General features: G+C 59.6%; 16 protein-coding genes and 2 pseudogenes. 9 read left to right on the top strand and 9 right to left on the bottom strand.

All coding sequences use genetic code 11. From position 1 onward, the window contains the following. Positions 1–21 precede the first annotated feature (21 nt). A pseudogene (locus MMB49_RS09635) lies at positions 22–114 on the bottom strand (hypothetical protein); the annotation flags it as partial. A gap of 187 nt (positions 115–301) precedes the next feature. Between MMB49_RS09635 and MMB49_RS04035 the strand changes: the two are divergent. The 4 genes from MMB49_RS04035 (at position 302) to MMB49_RS04050 (ending at position 4,715) form a co-directional block, all read left to right on the top strand. Continuing rightward, positions 302–1,978, top strand: coding sequence for an ATP-dependent nuclease (locus MMB49_RS04035; RefSeq protein WP_047297680.1), 1,677 nt, complete (start codon positions 302–304; stop codon positions 1,976–1,978). After that, complete coding sequence (locus MMB49_RS04040) at positions 1,978–3,012, top strand: UvrD-helicase domain-containing protein (RefSeq protein WP_047297681.1); 1,035 nt, start codon at positions 1,978–1,980, stop codon at positions 3,010–3,012. Before MMB49_RS04035 ends, MMB49_RS04040 begins: the two co-directional genes overlap by 1 nt. Before the next feature lie 497 nt (positions 3,013–3,509). Then, positions 3,510–3,728, top strand: a complete 219-nt coding sequence (locus MMB49_RS04045) for an excisionase family DNA-binding protein (RefSeq protein ID WP_003812783.1) — start codon at positions 3,510–3,512, stop codon at positions 3,726–3,728. Between the two features lie 312 nt (positions 3,729–4,040). After that, positions 4,041–4,715, top strand: coding sequence for a DUF3800 domain-containing protein (locus tag MMB49_RS04050; RefSeq protein ID WP_047271904.1), 675 nt, complete (start codon positions 4,041–4,043; stop codon positions 4,713–4,715). A 313-nt stretch (positions 4,716–5,028) separates the two neighbouring features. Here the strand turns inward: MMB49_RS04050 and MMB49_RS04055 are convergent, their stop codons facing one another. From MMB49_RS04055 to MMB49_RS04065, 4 genes and pseudogenes are all read right to left on the bottom strand, one after another. Next, positions 5,029–6,762: a DUF262 domain-containing protein gene (locus MMB49_RS04055; protein WP_047271906.1), complete on the bottom strand. Its 1,734-nt coding sequence runs from the start codon at positions 6,760–6,762 to the stop codon at positions 5,029–5,031. 432 nt (positions 6,763–7,194) lie between these two features. Next, positions 7,195–7,815, bottom strand: coding sequence for an IS3 family transposase (locus MMB49_RS04060; RefSeq protein ID WP_151901864.1), 621 nt, complete (start codon positions 7,813–7,815; stop codon positions 7,195–7,197). Next, positions 7,806–8,036: pseudogene (locus tag MMB49_RS09640) on the bottom strand (IS3 family transposase); the annotation flags it as partial. The pseudogene MMB49_RS09640 and the gene MMB49_RS04060, both read right to left, overlap by 10 nt. Positions 8,037–8,104: 68 nt before the next feature. Then, positions 8,105–8,392, bottom strand: coding sequence for a transposase (locus MMB49_RS04065; protein ID WP_047271910.1), 288 nt, complete (start codon positions 8,390–8,392; stop codon positions 8,105–8,107). An 83-nt stretch (positions 8,393–8,475) separates the two neighbouring features. Between MMB49_RS04065 and MMB49_RS04070 the strand changes: the two genes are divergently transcribed. After that, the gene (locus MMB49_RS04070) at positions 8,476–8,586 is read left to right on the top strand and encodes a hypothetical protein (protein WP_081111191.1); all 111 of its coding nucleotides are present in this window, start codon (positions 8,476–8,478) and stop codon (positions 8,584–8,586) included. Between the two features lie 270 nt (positions 8,587–8,856). Then, on the top strand, positions 8,857–10,188 hold the full coding sequence (locus tag MMB49_RS04075; RefSeq protein WP_047271912.1) for a hypothetical protein: 1,332 nt from the start codon (positions 8,857–8,859) through the stop codon (positions 10,186–10,188). A gap of 55 nt (positions 10,189–10,243) precedes the next feature. Here the strand turns inward: MMB49_RS04075 and MMB49_RS04080 are convergent, their stop codons facing one another. Together MMB49_RS04080 and guaA are read right to left on the bottom strand one after the other, a co-directional pair. Then, entirely contained in the window at positions 10,244–10,432 is a 189-nt protein-coding gene (locus tag MMB49_RS04080) for a hypothetical protein (RefSeq protein ID WP_052773312.1), read from the bottom strand. A gap of 321 nt (positions 10,433–10,753) precedes the next feature. Then, the gene (gene guaA / locus MMB49_RS04085) at positions 10,754–12,316 is read right to left on the bottom strand and encodes a glutamine-hydrolyzing GMP synthase (RefSeq protein ID WP_013389788.1); all 1,563 of its coding nucleotides are present in this window, start codon (positions 12,314–12,316) and stop codon (positions 10,754–10,756) included. 531 nt (positions 12,317–12,847) lie between these two features. Here guaA and MMB49_RS04090 point away from each other — a divergent pair. The 3 genes from MMB49_RS04090 to MMB49_RS04100 all read left to right on the top strand — a co-directional run bounded on the left by MMB49_RS04090 (position 12,848) and on the right by MMB49_RS04100 (position 17,299). Beyond that, entirely contained in the window at positions 12,848–15,325 is a 2,478-nt protein-coding gene (locus MMB49_RS04090; protein WP_003817358.1) for a phosphoketolase, read from the top strand. A gap of 247 nt (positions 15,326–15,572) precedes the next feature. Beyond that, positions 15,573–16,625, top strand: coding sequence for an inorganic phosphate transporter (locus tag MMB49_RS04095; RefSeq protein ID WP_003817356.1), 1,053 nt, complete (start codon positions 15,573–15,575; stop codon positions 16,623–16,625). A gap of 50 nt (positions 16,626–16,675) precedes the next feature. Continuing rightward, entirely contained in the window at positions 16,676–17,299 is a 624-nt protein-coding gene (locus MMB49_RS04100) for a DUF47 domain-containing protein (protein ID WP_003812798.1), read from the top strand. A 44-nt stretch (positions 17,300–17,343) separates the two neighbouring features. Here the strand turns inward: MMB49_RS04100 and MMB49_RS04105 are convergent, their stop codons facing one another. Both MMB49_RS04105 and MMB49_RS04110 read right to left on the bottom strand, forming a co-directional pair. Continuing rightward, positions 17,344–18,036 (bottom strand): response regulator transcription factor, encoded by a 693-nt coding sequence (locus MMB49_RS04105; protein WP_047271913.1) that lies wholly within the window; start codon positions 18,034–18,036, stop codon positions 17,344–17,346. Next, positions 18,033–19,316, bottom strand: coding sequence for a sensor histidine kinase (locus MMB49_RS04110; RefSeq protein WP_047271915.1), 1,284 nt, complete (start codon positions 19,314–19,316; stop codon positions 18,033–18,035). The genes MMB49_RS04105 and MMB49_RS04110 overlap by 4 nt, the downstream gene beginning before the upstream one ends. Between the last annotated feature and the right edge of the window lie 30 nt (positions 19,317–19,346).

Here is a 19,346-nt window from a genome sequence, read left to right on the forward strand (position 1 = left end):
GGACGGGCCGCGTCCCAGCAAACGGGCCATCTTCCTGACGCTCGTGCCGTCGCCGACCTCGATCTGGATGACCCGGCGTTTCCCTTCCAACAGGCGCGAACATACTTCTCCCATAGGTGCAACATCCCCTCGGACTGGTTATCCGGACAATCTCCAATCTAACGGGTGTTGCACTTTCAATTAGACAACGGGGGATGAAGCTCATGCGATCTACGCTGGTAAAATAAACTCATTGAACCTTGGCTGCAGGCTACGTCGCCGTCGTCCTGCGTTAATTAATTCATGGCATGCGGAGGTGCTAATGGAGGACGAGAACAAACCATTTGCAATTTCAAAAGTGCGAATATCCGGCTTCAAGAAAATCAGAAATCCTTTCGAACTAACCTTCAATGATCTCGTTACCATTCTCGTAGGTGAAAACGGGACAGGAAAGAGCACCATTGTTGAAGCGATAAACCTTGCCCTGAGTGGTAGATACCGCGACGCACCAATCGGTCGAAGCGTTTCTGAATACCTGTTCAACAAGGACGACGTGGCCCTGTTTACGAATTCGTCCCAACCATATCTGGCTTTTCCGGAAGTGCGAATCGATGTATACCTCGAGGGCGGCGATAAGGCTACGGCGGCACGGCTGAGCGGCGCGAATTGCCCAGAGAAGACCAAGAAATGCGGCTTCTCGTTCACGATTTCCTTCGATTCAGAATATCTTCCAGAAGTTGAGGCGGCATCGCGCAGCGAACACTTTGATTCACTGCCTATAGAGTATTTCGAGGCATCGTGGACGACCTTCTCAGGAGAAAAGGTGACGCCACGAATGCTTCCCATCACATCGGTTCTCATCAACCCAAACGGAGACATGCGCCCTTCATTCGGGACCGACCGTGCAACGAAATCCCTAATCGACACGCTCGACAAAGATGACCGACTGGCCCTCTCGCAGGGAGCGCGCAAAGGCAAGGATGGGTTTCGGCACGCCGTAAGGAATGGTGGGATAAACCAAAAGCTAGCAAATAGCGCAAACTTCAAAGCGGGAAAGCCAGAGCTCGACGTCAACCTAGGAAGTGCCGACTCCTGGTATCGAGATTTGACCATTTCTCTCTCCGGTGTTCCGTACGAAAATATCGGAGCTGGACCTCAGTGCCTGCTTCAGAGCGAAATATCATTTGGTTCAATTTCAGGTGGCAGCAGCAAGCCGACAGTGGTGCTGATAGAGGAGCCCGAAAACCATCTCTCGTATGGGAACTTGAACAGATTGCTCTCGCTGCTCAACAGCTACCAAGGAAGCCAGTTCCTCTGCACGACTCATTCAAGTTTCGTCGCCAACAAGCTCGGTCTCGAAAACCTCGTCGTTATCGGTTCCGCGACGGATGGAATACCCTCGACCACACTAAAACACCTGCCAGAGGCCACTTATTCGTTTTTCAGGAAACTGCCCGGCTTCGAAACGTTACGCCTCGCCCTCGTAGACAAAGCCATTCTCGTTGAGGGACCATCTGACGAGCTGATTATCCAGCGCGCGTATCAGGACAAATACGGGCGCTCCCCATTAGCAGATGGCATAGACGTCATTTCCGTTGGCCTGGCGTTTGAACGATTCCTGAGCATCGCTAAGCTGATCGGAAAGAAGGTCGCCATCGTCACGGACAACGACGGCAATCCGGAAAAGTTAGCGAAAAAATTCGAACCCTATTTACCGCTGGGGAACATACAGGCGTTCTTTGACAGCGAAGCGCATGACGAGCCGCACGACGACTATCCCACGCTTCGCTTGGATACGCTGGAGGCCACGTTGGTAAGGAGTGCCGGGCGAGAAACGCTCTGCTCGCTATTGGGAAGGAAGGACGAGAGCGACCATAGCCTGATCCACTACATGGAAACCAACAAGACGGACACAGCCCTTTCTATCTTCGATTCAGAGACCTCGATCGCATTCCCCGGCTACATTACTGGAGCCATCGAGTGGATAGGCGAAAACTAGTGACAACTCAGAAGTGTATTATGGCCGGTGCAGGAACCGGGAAGACAACCTATCTCCTCAACCAGGCACTGAACGTTCCTCACGAGAAGAATGTTCTTTACCTCACATATACGGAAGCGGCAGCAATTCACTTCGCAAGTCGAGTGAAGGCGATACGCGGCGCAGTTCCCGGCAATATCACCGTTATGACCTGGTATAGCTTTCTTCTCGCACACGGAGTTAGGCCCTTCCCTTACCCTCTTCCCGGTATCTTGCCGCGAGGCATTAGCTTTGTTGAGGGAAAGGTCCCTCAACGTAGAGGAGTGACCAGGGGCAACCCGGCCTACTATCTCGCGAACGAACGAGGAGACGTATTCAGCTCGCGCCTCGCCGACCTTGCCTGCAAATGCAACGAGCAGGTTGGCGGCGATGCCGTCAATCGCATCAGCGACATGTTCGACATCATCCTTATCGATGAGGCCCAGGATTTGTCTTCGTACGATTATGACTACATCAGCAGCCTGATGCATACCCCCGCTACCGTCATAGTCGTCGGTGACCCGAGACAAAGAACCTACACCACTTCGAAAGAGGGGCCGTATACGGAAGAGACATTCTTCGATTATGCTCGACGTCGCCAGTTGTGTGAGATTGACACCAATAGCCTTTCCGTCTGCCACCGCTGCAGACCAGACGTTGTCGCACTTGCCAACGCCTTGTTTCCTGATCTGCCAGCACTGGCCTGCGCTACACCCGACGAGGGGACCCATCTCCGCACCCTGTCAAAAGGAGAGCGCGCCAAGCCACCGGTAGACTTCCTTGAGGCGATGCACTTGACCTGGCAAGCGAAGTCATTGCCCTATAGCAATTGCTCGACAATGACAATGGGCGCCTCGAAAGGCTCCGAATTCGACAATGTCGCAGTTTGGCTGACCAAGCCCATGTCCATGTGGCTCGATAATAGAGAGGCGGCGCTTAAACCAGGCGCAAGGGCAAAGATGTATGTTGCGGTAACGCGAGCTCGTAACAATTTATGGCTAGTCAGGCCACAATGACGCCCTTGGCTGGCGCTCAAACCGCGCCGCTCGTCCATCCCCTCGCAGCATAATCATCTTCCTGGCCAGGCTGTGTCCCAACGGATGGATACCATTTACCCGGGTGCATCTGGGGCAACGGGCCGGCAGGCCCTCGAAAGGTCGCTCGCAGAACACGCAACATCAAACACGAAAGAAGAGACGAACGACAGATGCCGGACCCCGGACGACAGCACCGCGGAAGACGAGCATTCCGAACACAACTGCGAACACAACTGAACGAACTTCGATCCTAGGCAGGCGCCCGCACGGGCGCCTTTTGCTTTTCGGGGACTTAGCTGCCAGCTAAGGCGTACGGCTCATGGCCGTTTCGTGAAGGCCCGACCAGCTCGACCCACCTCGACCCATCTCCGCTCCTGTCGGGCGTGTCAATCGCCGTCAGGCGGTTCAATCGTCGCGCAGACGTAAACGCACACAGGACCGCGCAGACGTATCGCGCGGAAAGATTGGAGGCAACCATGGCGCACGCTACGAAATGCGCCGCGCCCGAGGGCAACCGGGGCCGCGACGAGTGGATGACGGTGATCGAGATGCAGGAGTACATGGGGGCGAGCCGGAGTAAGGCATACGACCTCATCTGGCCGGGAGAGATCGACTCGTACAGGCTCGGAAGGAAGCTCCTGGTTTCGAGGGCGTCGGTGGACGCCTACATCGAGTCGAGGGGCGGCAGGAAATGACGACGGCGACCGCCCCGGGAGCCGCCCGCGGCCGGGCATGCGAGGGAGCCTCGAGACGAGAGGAGCTCGAGGAGACCATGACCAAGAGCATTAGCAGGAGCTAGGTGAGGCTCATCGCATCGACCAACGCGATATTCGGCGCCGACGAGGCGTGCGCGATGCTGCGCATCAGCCGCGACGCCATGTACCGGCTCGCCCCCCCTGCATTCACCGCTAGCGCATGCTATAAGGCTGTTGGTGGCTCATTGAGCTACCTCCAAGTGCCGGGGGAGTCCCCCGGCTATTTTTTATCCATTCCATTAGGAGTCCCCATTGGCCAAGGAGCTCAGCATCTTTGTCGATGAGAGCGGCGACCGCGGCGGCAAGGCTCGCTACTATCTGCTCACGCTCGTCTTCCACGACCAGGCAGACGGCATCGCCGAAGCGGTCACGGGCTATGAGGCCAAGCTCGCCAGGGCCGACCTCCCCAATATCCCGTTCCACTCCGAGTCCCTCATGAACGGGCATAAGGACTATGAGTTTCTCGGCATCGAGCAGCGCAAAGCCATGCTCGCCTACTTCTCCTCGTTTGTCCGCAGGCTCCCCATCTCCTATGTCATGTTCGTCTACTGCCGCAGCCAATTCGAAGACCCGGCAAGGCTAATGGAGCGCATGGGGCGCGACGTCTCCTCCGCCATGGTTGAGCACTTGGGCTTCTTCCAGTCCTTCGACGATGTGAAGGTCTATTACGACAACGGTCAGGACATCGTCAAGCAAGCGCTCGACCGTTCAGTGGACAAGGTTCTCTCAAAAGGAGTTGTCCGACGCCGCAAGACCTCGATGACTGACTACCGCCTCGAGCAAGTGGCGGATTACCTCTGCACCATCGAACTCGCCTTGGTCAAGTACCAGGCCAAGGAGAACGGTGAGACGTACAACAAGTTCTTCGGAGGTATCGGATCTTTCAAGAGAAACTGGCTCAAGCAAGCCCGCAGCATGCGGATATAGATGGTTCCGAGGCTTCGCAAGGAACGGTCAGCACTCCTCCGGCTAGGAGCCCCAGGCGACATGCTTCGAGCAGCGAAAGCGAAACGCAAGCAATGGCGTCACGGGCGCTTCGTGCGCTACAGTGCGTCCATGTTGTCATCTCCTATTGTCTCAGCGTGGTAACTGAGGATTCTAGGCGGTGGCCACACCCCTTTTCCGGGGTGCCGACACCAACGTTTGGCACACAACCGCAGTAGACGGCAACGTCCGCCTACTGAGCAAAAGCAACGAGCTTTTCCGGGTCCAAGACCGATAAGCGAAGATGGATCAAGTTTTACTCCCTTAACAGGCCCAACTTGCCAAGCCACTCGACAAAAGTAGTGATGATTCGCTCGGTGCGCGTTTCGATGTCGCTCTCGGCGAAGTCGCCGCATCGCGCAATTTCCACGAGTTCGCGAACAGCGGTCCCCGACACCTCAACGCCCTTATCGTTCACATAGCCCTCGTAATACTTGCGCTTATCCGACAGCTGGTAATCTGAGGCGCGAATGTTTACGCGCTTCTCCAACATCGCCTTGTTTCCTAGTGCTTCAAGGTTTGAGCGATTGGATAGTGGGTGTACCTCGTTACGCTTTCTTGCATAGATGTGTTCGATCTCGAGCGTTGTGTCCAAGTCCATGAGAGGTTGCTTAGGATCTGAGTAGGCCCACCAAACAAGCATCGATCGTGTGAAGCGACGCTGGTTGGTGAACTGATAGCTTCTGAAGCGTCCCGTAATTGTTTCACGGTCGAACAGATGGGCTGAAAAGTCAACCTTGCGACCTTCTACGATGTCTATGAGTGCGGGATAGACGGGACCGCGCAGAGCGTTTACTCCGGGACGCTCAAGTGAGTAGGCGTAGATGAATCCAGTGATGTAGCAAAGGAAATCGTAGAGCTCCTTGTCGTCTAGCTCGCCTTTGGTATTGCGCTTTGCCAGGAACCAGGTGCTCAACAGATAAGCCCACATGCCGTTGGGTGCGTAATTGAGAACGAATAGGCGTCGTGCTACACGCTCGGAAAAGCCCTCCTGCGCATCAACCCGTTTCCAGAAAACGAGCAGAGACTCCAAATCGTCGAGCGTCGCGTCCTCGCGTAGAATTTCGTACGAGCTGTCGCTGTAGAAGTCGCGTAGACTTTTGGTTGTTGTGTCGCGGATGCCCTTCTTTGCACGGCGATAATACATATAGCGGGTGAAAAGCTCATCGAGCGGCGTGCCCGAGGTTGGTTTAAAAATGAGGTTGGCTGTTTCCTCGAGCGCTTTCCAACGCGTGACGAACTCGTCTTTGCGGCCCTCGATGGAGAAGCGCTTGTAGAACTGGCTCTTAAAGATGTCAGCGTCTGCCAATGGGAGTCCACGGTCGTTCAAAGTCGAGAAGATCCTGAGCGCGGTGTCCTGGGATTCCGCCTCGATGGGAAGCAAGATTACGTTATTGAGAATGCGAGCGGCGAATAGCGCGATGTAGCTTGGCCACTCGCTTGTCATTTCGGCCATTCTTTTAGAGAAGAAGGCGTAATTGCGTGAATAGGCGCTGTGGGCCATGGGGCCCACAGCGCCGTGGCGCAATATATCTAGAAACTCATCTTTGTCGGAATCGCTCGCCACCTCTGAATCAATTTTCAGCGCATCCATGTCGGGGTCGTCGAACTCATCGGTCTTCCAGACGCAGCCAGCAATCGAGTCACGCACTTTAATTGACTGCTTGTCCTTCATGTTTGCGAACTTGTCGTAAAACGCCCTAAGCAGCAACATGATGGTTGTAAGTCTCTGCTGGCCATCGATTATTTCAAGCTGTCCTGCGTCGTTCTTGAAAGTAACAATGGGGCCGAGGAAGTATTCATCACTAGTGCTTTTGAAGGCGTCACAGTCGTCGTTGGGAAACGCGAAGGTGAAGAGATCGTCCCATAGCGTTGCGCACTCGTCTTCGCCCCAGGCGTAAGGTCGCTGGTAATCTGGGATGAGGAAGTCTGAATGCTTATCTGTGAGGAGCAGCTTGATCGTTTTCTGGTCGATGTTGAGCTTGGACATTCCGGAAACCTCCGTGCAGGTATCTTTTTGCATCCAGAATTATATTGCACAGCATAAAATAAGGTGCTTGATGACGGCACGATAGGACCAGAGAGCGCGGGAACAGATTGAAGACCCGCATCTGCAGTGAACCCCTATAGTTGGACAGACAATGTTCTGCTTCTCCTATAGGGGTCTTCTGCGTTAGGGGGGTTGATTTGCTGAGCATGGATTACTCCGCCGAGTTCAAGCAGCGCTTTGCGGACAGGTACGCCGACGGCGCGACCATCGCCATGCTGCAGCACGAGTTCGGCCTTACGAAGTCAACCGTGAAGCTTCGGAGGGAGAGGATCGACCAAGGCGGCGTCGGGGCCATAGACAGGCCGAGGAAGGACAACCGCTACTCCCAGGAGCTCAAGCTTCGTGAATCTACCCCGATTCCATTGATACCTTTTACGCCGCCTTCGAGCGGCTGTTTCCCTTGGGCCAATTAGCCTCTTCGAACTCGGCGGGGCTGAGGTAGCCCAGCGCCGAATGTATCCTCGCCCTATTGTAGATTACCTCGATGTACTCGAACAGATCCAGCGCGGCCTCCTCGCGCGTGGCGTAGGTGCGCGCGTGCGCGCATTCCGACTTCACGATGCCCATGAGCGACTCCATGGCCGCGTTGTCCCGCGGCGACGAGATCGACCCCATCGATGGCCGGATGCCGTTCTCCCGCATGGTCTTGGACAGAAGCAGCGACACGTATTGCGAGCCGCAATCGCTGTGATGAGCGCATCCCTCTGGCGGGTTTCGCCTGGCCAACGCTATCTTCAATGCCTCGTCTGCGAGCTCGGCCGCGATGCTCGGGCCCATCGACCATCCCACGATGCGCCGCGACCATATGCCCATCACGAGCGCCAGATACAGCCAGCCCTGGCGGGTCTTCACGTAGGTGATGTCCGCGGACCGCGCCGCGTTGGGGCCGCCGGCCTCGAACCTGCGCCCCACCGGGTCCAGCGCCGATTCGCGCTTGGACGCCCGCTTCTCGCCCGAGGGGCGCTTGGCGCACGCGCGCGACCGCCGCGCCAGCCTCGCTCCCGCATGATGCGGGCCACGCGCTTGCGCGAGGTGCGCACCCCGCGCGCCCGCAGCCGCATGAACGTCTTGGGCGCGCCGTAGATGCCCCGAACCTCGTCCCTGACCCGGGATATCGCGACGGCAAGCTCATCGTCGCGCAGGTCGTGCGCGCTCGGCGGGCGCGACTTCCAAGCGTAACAGCTCTGGCGCGCCGCCTTCAGCGCCGCGCACATCCCCGACACCGGCCAATTGGGCTCGTTGGAGAATATGAACTCGAACTTCGTCCTCTTCGTGGAAAGGCCTACAGCTGCCTGCTGGCGAAGAAGGCGCTCGCTCTTAAAAGTATCTCGTTCTCGCGCTTGAACCGCTCGTTCTCCCTCTTCAGCCTGCGCAGGTCCTCGGCCATCTGGAACGGGTTGGCGTCGGGCGCCGGCCCGGCCGCGTCGGCCTTCTTGACCCAGTCGGCCAGGCTGCCCACGTCGCAGCCCAGCCCGCGTGCCACCTCGGCGTACGTCGTGCCCGACTTCCCGTACAGCTCCACGGCCTTCTGCTTGAATTCCGCCGTGTACCTGGGAGATGGATTGCCCATGGCCCGCCTCGCTTTCCTCCGTTGCGGCCATCATGCCGAAACGGAAATCGACTTGTCAACGGATCTGGGGCAGATTCAATGCGATGGCACGTGCTGTGATTCGCGGCGACTACGGCAACGGGGACGAGAGGAAGCGGCGCCTGAGATCCTACTACTCGATCGTCCAGACTCGCGTGAACGAGATGCTGTCATGAGATCGAGGCTACGGTGGCTTGGCGAACAGGTGGGCGGTTCCTCGGGATTGCGGGATGCCTGGTCCTAATGATCGTTCTGTTGCCGCTGATACCGCTCTTCGAGATGTAGGACGAATCCGAAGGGCATACGAAGAGAAGTGAACGTCGAGGGAGCCGCCGTCCATCTCGAAGCGGCACCCTTTTCTATTCTGTGCATATGTTCGGCGCACTGCCACCTGATAAAATTACGTTTGCAACTCATTTGCATTCGGAGCATATCGACAGGCGGCTATGACTATGAGATTTTCCTTCTTTGGCAAGCGCGACAACGAACCTGAACCAGAAGAAGAGCGTGCGGAAAATGTCATCGTTCCTACGGAAGGCAACGAGATAGTTCCCACGTTAGATAGCGAGGACGTGGACCTCGCCCTCTATGACCATGTGACCCTCGATGTCAGGACAATCGGCGGAGAGGCATACGCCGACGCCCTGATACCCATGGCGACTAAGGCGGCAGATGCGGCGGCCCAATGGGACCATGCCATCGTTCGATTCCCCGAAGGTGCAGGATGGAATGATCTGCTCAACCGAAAGACTCCCGGCTGGGAGGAGTGGAAGCAGCTTGGCGTCCTCAAGGACGGCAAGTTTCAGCCCCAAGCCGCAATCAGGCAGGCGAAGCTCCAACCTGTTGCAGTAGCCAACCTAGCTTTGCAGGGAGCCGCCATCGTTGTGGGCCAGGCGTACATGGCAGAGATAAGCAAACAGCTTGAGGGCATCGAGTCTGGCATCGCCGCAATCCAGCAGGAGATGAAGCTCGAACGCGAAGCAGACATAGAAGCGCGATTCGAGAAGCTTCTCGAATACCTCTCCCAGTACGACGAGATCTTAACCAACCCAGAAAAGAGGCAGGCCGTGCATAACGCCATTGAGGGAATATGCGTTGAAACCCTCAAGGCATGGAAGTTCCAGGTAAAGGCTATGCGCGAGTTCGGTACGCGCATGGAACGCTCAAGGCGTTTGAAGGACGACGAGGTACGGGCAAGACTTCACGAGTTCCAAGGCAAGGAGCGAGACGCGCAGGCTGCGTTTCGGCTCTTCCTGGCTGCAGAGCAGGCTTCAATGCAATATGACGGAGATTTCAGCGCCGGCAGAATAGCGCGCGAGCGCGAGAAGATTGGCAAATGCCTCGATGACTATGCCGAGGTTCGCGATAAGGCCCGGGGCCTGCTCACAGAGAGGATCAAGGGCGTACGCGGCGGCTTGTTGGCCGTGCCTGACGCGGAAGACGATGGCTACGAGCCCCAGAACCCGGTCTTCGACGCAGTTCACTTTGTGGCACATAACGCTCCGCGAGTTACGCCTCTTGCGCTGCGCAAGGAGGCACAGAGGCAGGCGGCAATCAAGAGGAGCCGCTACCGTCGGGCAGCGGGCGTTGACGATCCGGTTGCTTTGATAGGTGAAGAGCGCGAGGATGAGCTTGCACGCATGAGCTTCATCTACAACGAGGCCAACGCGATGCTCGTCGATGGCGACGGCGTCCACTTCCTGAAAATGCATGCCGACGAAAAGGCACACGAAGCGAACGATGCCGAGATCATCGACGAGCACCATGAGGATGAATAAAGCGGAAGGCCGCCAACGCGATTGACGGCCTTCTCTCTTGTTATGTCGGTTCGGACTAGCTGAGCGGCTCGAGCTCGCGGTACAGCGGGCCTCCGTCGCCCACGAGCACATCCCACCACCACTGGGGCGACTCGACTCCGGATGCGCAGAGCATGTCCAGAAGCTTGGCGCGGGCATCCGGGGGCAGCTGCTCGAAGTCCTCGCGCATGGCATCGATGAGCACGGCCTTGCTCGCGCTCATCATGTCGTTGCAGATCTCCTTCTTCTCGTCCAGGCTGTAGCTCTCGGGCGAGAAGATGCAGAGGTCTGCTCGGAAGTAGGCATGTCCTCGGCCTGGGTGAGTTCGGTCATCTTCGCTTCGTTAATCATCTTTCTAATCTCCTCTCCGTGCCTAGCATCGCGAATGGTAGCGCTGGGGTGGCACGAATTCCGGTACGAATAATCCCGAAAGGAGTGCTTTCTTTCGAAGCAAAGTGGTGCGCCGATTTCTCGGACGCACCACTTCTGACCTGCGGTTTCGTTGTGTTTCGGGGTGAAGTGCGGAAAAGTGATTTCTTGAGTTTTTTTATTCCCACTCGATCGTTGCCGGCGGCTTGGACGTGCAATCCAGTACCACGCGGTTGATCTGGCGGCACTCGTTGGTGATGCGCGTGGAGATCGTGGCGAGCACGTCGTAGGGCACGCGCGACCAGTCGGCGGTCATGGCGTCCTCCGAGCTGACCGGTCGCAGGACGATGGGGGAGCCGTAGGTGCGCTCGTCGCCTTGGACGCCCACCGAGTGAACGTCGGCGAGCAGTACGACCGGGCACTGCCAGATGTCACGGTCGAGGCCGGCGCGGGAGAGTTCTTCGCGGGCGATGGCGTCGGCCTCGCGCAGCAGGTCGAGGCGTTCCTTGGTGATTTCGCCGATGATGCGGATGCCCAGGCCCGGGCCGGGGAAGGGCTGGCGCCAGACGATCTCGTCGGGCAGGCCGAGCTCGGTGCCGATGGCGCGCACCTCGTCCTTGAAGAGGGTGCGCAGCGGTTCGATGAGCTGGAACTTGATGTCCTTGGGGAGCCCGCCGACGTTGTGGTGGGACTTGATGTTGGCCGCGCCGTCGCCGCCGCCGGATTCGACGACGTCGGGGTAGAGGGTGCCCTGCACGAGGAACTTGACTTCCTTGCCGCGGGCGCCGGCCTCTTCGAGGACCTGACGCTGGGCTTTCTCGAAGGTGCGGATGAACTTCTCGCCGATGATCTTGCGCTTGCGCTCGGGTTCGGAGACGCCCTTGAGCGCTTCGAGGAAGTCGTCGGCGGCGTCGACGGTGATCAGTCGGATGCCGGTGGCGGCGACGAAGTCGTGCTTGACCTGCTCGACCTCGCCTTTGCGCAGCAGGCCGTGGTCGACGAACACGCAGGTGAGCTGGTCGCCGATGGCCTTGTGGACGAGGGCGGCGGCGACTGCGGAGTCGACACCGCCGGACAGGCCGCAGATCACTTCGGCGTCGCCGACCTTCTCGCGGATCTTGGCGACCTGGTCCTCGATGATGGAGGAGGCGTCCCAGTTGTCGGGCAGGCCGGCGCACTGGTGGAGGAACGTCTCGATGAGCTTCTGGCCGAGGGGGGTGTGCTTGACCTCGGGGTGCCACTGCACGCCGTAGAGCTTGCGGGACTCGTCCTGCATGGCGGCGACGGGCGCGCCCTCGGTGTGGGCGAGCACTTCGAAGCCGGCGGGCGCGGTCTTGACGGCGACGCCGTGGCTCATCCACGTGTCCTGCTCGGCCGGGGAGCCGGCGAGCAGCCCGTCCGTCTTGTCGATGGTCGTGTCGGTCTTGCCGTATTCGCCGAGCGCGGCCTTGTCGACGTCGGCGCCGAGCGCGTACGCCATGGCCTGGAAGCCGTAGCAGATGCCGAGCACGGGCACGCCGGCGTCGAACAGCTTGGGGTCGACGCGCGGGGCGCCGGGCTCGAATACGGATGCGGGGCCGCCGGACAGGATGATGGCCTGCGGGTCCTTGGCGAGCATCTCGTCTACCGGCATGGAATGGGGGACAAGCTCCGAATACACGTTCGCCTCGCGCACGCGACGGGCGATGAGCTGCGCGTATTGGGCGCCGAAATCGACGACAAGCACCGGGCCGTTAGCCATGGGACTCCCTTCATGCGGCCGCGCGCGATAGCGGATACATAGGTATGGGCGATATCGTTGATTGCGGCCATTGGTATTGTGTGTGGACTTCTTACAGTATGTCACATCAATTGTGGCGATTCGAGCCGACATTGGCGTGTGCGATGGGCGGGTGTCGTCCGGGAGCGACGCACCGTTTCACAAAACCGAACAATTAACGCTGTTAATATGAACAACACGCCGCATGTTCTGTTGCCTGCATGAACACGCGGCGTACCGGTGGATCGCTGAAATCGTTGGAAAATAAAAGTTTCTCACTGGATGGCGCCGTAATATAACCTGTGAGGGCACCGGTTATTCACTCATAATTCATACAATTAATCTAACATTTTCGAACACACATGCAAAAAAAGCTGCCAAAAGTCTTGCTCTCAACGTACCATGATGAACGATTGGGATTGGGCAACCGCGAAATCGCAAGGCTTCGCGAGAGCCCATGACCGAACGATAATGATCAATTGCACATCACTGTGCAGGAGTACAGGAGTACACATGACGAGTCCTGTTATTGGCACCCCTTGGAAGAAGCTGAACGCTCCGGTTTCCGAGGAAGCTCTTGAAGGCGTGGACAAGTACTGGCGCGTTGCCAACTACCTTTCCATCGGCCAGATCTATCTGCGGAGCAACCCGCTGATGAAGGAACCCTTCACCCGTGAAGACGTGAAGCACCGTCTGGTGGGGCACTGGGGCACCACCCCTGGCCTGAACTTCCTCATCGGCCACATCAACCGCTTCATCGCTGACCACGGCCAGAACACCGTGTTCATCATGGGCCCGGGCCACGGTGGCCCCGCCGGTACCTCCCAGTCCTACCTGGACGGCACCTACACCGAGACGTACCCCAACATTACCAAGGATGAGGCTGGCCTGCAGAAGTTCTTCCGCCAGTTCTCCTACCCGGGCGGCATCCCCTCCCACTTCGCTCCGGAAACCCCGGGCTCCATCCACGAGGGTGGCGAGCTGGGTTACGCCCTGTCCCACGCCTATGGTGCGATCATGGACAACCCGAGCCTGTTCGTTCCCTGCATCGTCGGCGATGGCGAGGCCGAGACCGGCCCGCTGGCCACCGGCTGGCAGTCCAACAAGCTCGTGAACCCGCGCACCGACGGTATCGTGCTGCCGATCCTGCACCTTAACGGCTACAAGATCGCCAACCCGACCATCCTGTCGCGCATCTCCGACGAAGAGCTCCACGAGTTCTTCCACGGCATGGGCTACGAGCCCTACGAGTTCGTCGCCGGCTTCGACGATGAGGACCACATGTCCATCCACCGTCGCTTCGCCGAGCTGTTCGAGTCCGTGTGGGACGAGATCTGCGACATCAAGGCCGCGGCGAACACGGACAACATGCACCGTCCGTTCTACCCGATGATCATCTTCCGCACCCCGAAGGGCTGGACCTGCCCGAAGTACATCGACGGCAAGAAGACCGAGGGCTCCTGGCGCGCTCACCAGGTGCCGCTGGCTTCCGCCCGCGACACCGAGGCCCACTTCGAGGTCCTCAAGAACTGGCTGGAGTCCTACAAGCCGGAAGAGCTGTTCGACGCCAACGGCGCCGTCAAGGACGACGTCCTGGCCTTCATGCCGAAGGGCGAGCTGCGCATCGGCGCCAACCCGAACGCCAACGGTGGCGTGATCCGCAAGGATCTCGTGCTGCCGGCGCTCGAGGACTACGAGGTCAAGGAAGTCAAGGAGTTCGGGCACGGCTGGGGCCAGCTCGAGGCCACCCGTCGTCTGGGCGTCTACACCCGCGACATCATCAAGAACAACATGCACGACTTCCGCATCTTCGGACCGGATGAGACCGCTTCCAACCGTCTGCAGGCTTCCTACGAGGTCACCAACAAGCAGTGGGACGCCGGCTACATCTCCGACGAGGTTGACGAGCACATGCACGTCTCCGGCCAGGTCGTCGAGCAGCTGTCCGAGCACCAGATGGAAGGCTTCCTCGAGGCCTACCTGCTGACCGGCCGTCACGGCATCTGGAGCTCCTACGAGTCCTTTGTGCACGTGATCGACTCCATGCTGAACCAGCACGCCAAGTGGCTTGAGGCTACCGTCCGCGAGATTCCGTGGCGCAAGCCGATCGCCTCCATGAACCTGCTGGTCTCCTCGCACGTGTGGCGTCAGGATCACAACGGTTTCTCGCACCAGGACCCGGGTGTCACCTCCGTCCTGCTGAACAAGTGCTTCCACAACGATCACGTCATCGGCATCTACTTCGCGACCGACGCGAACATGCTGCTGGCCATCGCCGAGAAGTGCTACAAGTCCACCAACAAGATCAACGCCATCATCGCCGGCAAGCAGCCGGCCGCCACCTGGCTGACCCTGGACGAGGCTCGTGCCGAGCTCGCCAAGGGTGCCGCCGCTTGGGATTGGGCTTCCACCGCGAAGACCAACGATGAGGCTCAGGTCGTGCTCGCCGCCGCTGGCGACGTCCCGACCCAGGAGATCATGGCCGCTTCCGACAAGCTGAAGGCCCTGGGCATCAAGTTCAAGGTCGTCAACGTGGCTGATCTGCTCTCCCTGCAGTCCGCCAAGGAGAACGACGAAGCGCTGACCGACGAGGAGTTCGCCGACATCTTCACCGCCGACAAGCCGGTGCTGTTCGCGTACCACTCCTACGCCCACGACGTGCGTGGCCTGATCTATGATCGCCCGAACCACGACAACTTCAACGTCCACGGCTACGAGGAGGAGGGCTCCACCACCACCCCGTACGACATGGTTCGCGTGAACGAGCTGGATCGCTACGAGCTGACCGCCGAAGCCCTGCGCATGATCGACGCCGACAAGTACGCCGACGAGATCCAGAAGCTGGAGGACTTCCGTCAGGAAGCGTTCCAGTTCGCGGTCGACAAGGGCTACGACCACCCGGACTACACCGACTGGGTGTACTCGGGCGTCAAGACCGACAAGAAGGGCGCCGTCACCGCCACCGCCGCCACCGCTGGCGACAACGAGTGATGATCGCCTGATTCTTATCAGGATCTGAGCTGCAAGGGCTTCCGGAGCAATCCGGAAGCCCTTTTTTCGTCAGGCTCCACCAAGCGACAATATCGCTCGTGAGAATGGTCATCGCCTACAAACCGACAAGTCGTCATGACACGACGGGTAAATCCACACTACGTAGTCATCTCCATATATAATCAAGACGTCCGCTGAATGCGACCCACCGCATGACGGTCCCTCGAAGAAGAAGGTGATGACTCTCTTGGATGTATCATTCTCATATTTCATCCAACAGGTATGTTCGAATCCGGCGCTGGCCATCACCACGTTGCTGACGCTCGGCGTCATTTTCGTGAACGGCTGGACCGACGCCCCCAACGCCATCGCCACCTGCGTCACCACCAGATGCCTACGTATCCGTCCGGCGGTGATCATGGCCGCGGTGCTCAATTTCTTCGGTGTGTTCATCATGACGCAGCTGAACGCCTCGGTGGCGTCCACCATCAGCAACATGGTCGATTTCGGCGGCGACACGAACGCCGCGCTGATCGCGTTGTGCGCGGCGCTGTTCTCCATCGTTGTCTACAGTGTGGGCGCGTCGCTGCTGGGCATCCCCACGTCCGAGAGCCACAGCCTAATCGCCGGCCTTTCCGGCGCCGCCATCGCCATCCAGGATGGCATCGGCGGCATCAACATGGGGGAATGGGTCAAAGTGCTGTATGGTCTCGCGGCCAGCCTCCTGCTCGGATTTGGCATCGGCTGGATCGTGTGCAAGCTGGTGACGCTGATCTGCGCGGGGCTTGACCGCAGGCGCGCCAACGTATTCTTCACGTATGCGCAGATCGTCGGTGCCGCGGCCATGAGTTTCATGCACGGCGCGCAGGATGGCCAGAAATTCATCGGCGTCCTGTTCCTCGGCATGGCGTTCTGCAGCGGGCAGACCGGTGTCGCAGGCGTGATCATCCCAGTGTGGCTGATGATCCTGTGCAGCACGATCATGGGTGTCGGCACCAGCGTGGGAGGGGAGCGCATCATCAAATCCGTCGGGCAGGACATGGTCCGGCTGGAGAAATACCAAGGCTTTTCCGCGGACCTGTCCAGTGCGCTGTGCCTGCTGGTGATGACCGTGCTCGGCATCCCCGTTTCCACCACGCACACCAAGACCAGCGCCATCATGGGCGTCGGAGCGGTGCGCAGGCTGTCCGCGATCAACTTCGGCGTCGTGCGCGACATGATGCTCACCTGGGTGTTCACGTTCCCCGGCTGCGGCATCATCAGCTACGTCATGGCAAAACTGTTCATGCTGGTGTTCTGACACCGCTCCGGCACACGGCATCAGTCATCGTTTCAAGAAAGGATCAGCATATGGCGAGGAAAAACGATTCGTTCTATTTCGACGGATTCAAGCAGAGCGCCGATTATGCATGCCAGGCGGCACATCTGCTGTCGGAAGTCATGCACCATTACGAACCGGATCGTCTGCTGGAACGATTCGACGAGATGCATCGCATCGAACAGGCGGCAGACGAGGTCCGTCACGGCATGATGGACGAGCTGGTCACCGCATTCATCACCCCGTTCGACCGGGACGACATCGCGCGGCTGAGCAGCGTGCTCGATGACGTCACCGACCGCATCGAAGGCGCCCTGCACCGCATGTATTACGACAACGTGCTGGAGATCCGACCCGATGCGCTGGACCTGGTCGACATGGTCGAGCGCTCATGCGGGAAGATGGCGGAGCTGATCGGCGAGCTGCCCCGGTTCAAGCGGTCGAAGACCCTGCGCGAGCAGGTGTTCTTCATCAACAAGATCGAGCAGGACGCGGACCGCCTGTTCGTAGAGGCGATGCGCCGCCTGCACACCACCTGCACCGACCCGCTGCAGGTGCTCGCCTGGCACGAGGTGTATGTGCATCTGGAGCTGTGCACCGACGATTGCGAGCATGTCGCCGATGTCGTCGACAACATCGTCATGGAGAACAGCTGAGAGCGGTTCCCCGTCCCGGCCACGGCGTTGGACGGGAATGCCGCCTAACGGTGGGTGTTGAGCCACGCGATGGCGAGCTGGGTGCGGTTGGTCAGAGCAAGCTTGTCGAGCATCGCGCTGATGCGGTTGCGCACGGTGCCCTCGCTCAGATACAGTCTGGCGGCGATGTCGCGGTTGTCGAGTCCCTCGGCGACGAGCGCCGCGATGTCACGCTCCCGTTCGTTCAGCAGCTGATCGATGCCATCAGACGTACGACGGCCGTGCGGGATGCCGTCGCCGGCCGTGTCCGAGGCGTCGTCCGGCCCCTTGTATCCGGCACCGGCCGTCGGCCCGGTGAGTTTGCCGATCACGTCGGCGCCGAGCACCACCTGACCGGCCATCACCGCATGCAGGGCGGGTGCGATCGCCGCCACATCCTGCTTGATGAGATAGCCTTTCGTCCCGAGCCGCATCGCCTGCTCGATATAGGCCTGGTCAGAGAACGTGGTCAGGAACAGGATACGTGCCGCCGGATCCTTCGTCAGGATCTCCCGCGCGGCGTCCAGCCCGTTCATGCTGGGCATCTGTATGTCGATGAGCAGGATATCCGGATGATTCTCCGGCGACTCGAAATACCTGCGAATCGTCGCGCCGCCGTCGTTGGCGCTCCATAGCACGTCGGCGGTGCCGGTGGCGGTCAGGATCGTCTCCAGCGACTGACAGACGATCGGGTCGTCGTCCACGATCGCGATTCTCATAGCTTCCCTCTGTTCCCTGATGTGCTGGCAGTCGTCTTCATGAATGCCGGCTGGTCTGTTTTCGCGCAAGATCCCGGGGATGCATGCCAACGTTGCTTCGGCACGGACACGAACACGCGCCATCCGCCATCATACGGGCCGCACAGGGCGGTTCCGCCGATTGAGCGCACGCGCGATTCGATGTCGGTGAGCCCCATGCCGCGAGGCGGCTCCCCGTCCGTCCGGCGCTCCCCACGGGCATCACGGGCGCGGATCGCGGGCCCTGGATCCTGGACGACCAACTGCCACAATGTCGGAAAATCACGCAGCGTCACGCTCGCCTCATGGGCCTCGCTATGATGCGCGACGTTTGCCAGCGCCTCGCGAATCACCGTCGCGAAGCAGCGTGACACCGGGGCCGGGGCCGTGTCGACGTCGTTCGCCAACGACACCGAGAAGTCCGGGGAGATGCCGTCGAATGAGGCGACGGCGGCTTCGATCTGCGCGGCGAAATCGGTGCCATCATCCTCAAGGTCATGTACCGAGCGGCGCACCATCGTCATCGCATCGTCCAAGGTCTCGCCCAGCGTGGTGAATCCACGGGCCGCGACCTCGTCATCGGTCGCCTCGGCCACGGCCCTGCCGGCCTGCGCCTGCATGATCGCACGAGTCAGCAGGTGCCCCACATTGTCGTGGATCTCGCGGGCGATACGCGTGCGTTCGCCGAGCGTCGCCATGCGGACCGACTGCGCGCGCTCCTCATCGATATCGGCGATGCGCGAGCGGACGGAACGGGAGGCTTCACGGGCCATATCCTGAGCGTGCAACAGCGCACGTCGATTCCCATCCGAAGCCTCGCGGGACCGTCCCGCGACGAATCCGAGCAACGCGGTCAACGTAAGAGCCAGCGCCTGCATATGGCTGTTGGCATCTGCGGCTCCGGCCGCGACACCGGCATGTGACACGCGGACGAACCACAGCGCCGCAAACGGCAACACCCATAGCCAGCGCACGGCCGTCACCAGCCGCGAAGGGCGCCCTGCGGCAGCCAGACGCGCCATATCGTAGGCGACAAGCGGCATGAACGAGCACCATGCGGGCACCGCCGCGGCGACGATCAGATACGCCACGCAAGGCAACCACGGCCATCGTTCATCGGCATGCAGCCATTCGACCAGTCCGGTGACGGAGACGGCCAGCAGAAGCCCCGCGATGAACACGGCATCGGTGCGGATCCCGGTCATCACGGCGAGCACGGTGCCCAACGCGAGCAGAACACCCTCCTCGGCCAACACGCGCATGGCACCTCCCGGATCGTCATTCGTTTCAAT

The sequence above is a fragment of the Bifidobacterium sp. SKU genome, assembly GCF_026016405.1.
Taxonomy (GTDB): Bacteria; Actinomycetota; Actinomycetes; order Actinomycetales; family Bifidobacteriaceae; genus Bifidobacterium; species Bifidobacterium bifidum.

Excerpts from the sequence above, each read along its gene's own strand:
- MMB49_RS04035 (WP_047297680.1), top strand. The coding sequence starts at position 302 with ATGGAGGACGAGAACAAACCATTTGCAATTTCAAAAGTGCGAATATCC.
- MMB49_RS04045 (WP_003812783.1), top strand. The coding sequence starts at position 3,510 with ATGGCGCACGCTACGAAATGCGCCGCGCCCGAGGGCAACCGGGGCCGC.
- MMB49_RS04055 (WP_047271906.1), bottom strand. The coding sequence starts at position 6,762 with ATGTCCAAGCTCAACATCGACCAGAAAACGATCAAGCTGCTCCTCACA.
- MMB49_RS04065 (WP_047271910.1), bottom strand. The coding sequence starts at position 8,392 with ATGGGCAATCCATCTCCCAGGTACACGGCGGAATTCAAGCAGAAGGCC.
- MMB49_RS04070 (WP_081111191.1), top strand. The coding sequence starts at position 8,476 with ATGGCACGTGCTGTGATTCGCGGCGACTACGGCAACGGGGACGAGAGG.
- MMB49_RS04075 (WP_047271912.1), top strand. The coding sequence starts at position 8,857 with ATGACTATGAGATTTTCCTTCTTTGGCAAGCGCGACAACGAACCTGAA.
- MMB49_RS04080 (WP_052773312.1), bottom strand. The coding sequence starts at position 10,432 with ATGATGAGCGCGAGCAAGGCCGTGCTCATCGATGCCATGCGCGAGGAC.
- guaA (WP_013389788.1), bottom strand. The coding sequence starts at position 12,316 with ATGGCTAACGGCCCGGTGCTTGTCGTCGATTTCGGCGCCCAATACGCG.
- MMB49_RS04090 (WP_003817358.1), top strand. The coding sequence starts at position 12,848 with ATGACGAGTCCTGTTATTGGCACCCCTTGGAAGAAGCTGAACGCTCCG.
- MMB49_RS04100 (WP_003812798.1), top strand. The coding sequence starts at position 16,676 with ATGGCGAGGAAAAACGATTCGTTCTATTTCGACGGATTCAAGCAGAGC.
- MMB49_RS04105 (WP_047271913.1), bottom strand. The coding sequence starts at position 18,036 with ATGAGAATCGCGATCGTGGACGACGACCCGATCGTCTGTCAGTCGCTG.
- MMB49_RS04110 (WP_047271915.1), bottom strand. The coding sequence starts at position 19,316 with ATGCGCGTGTTGGCCGAGGAGGGTGTTCTGCTCGCGTTGGGCACCGTG.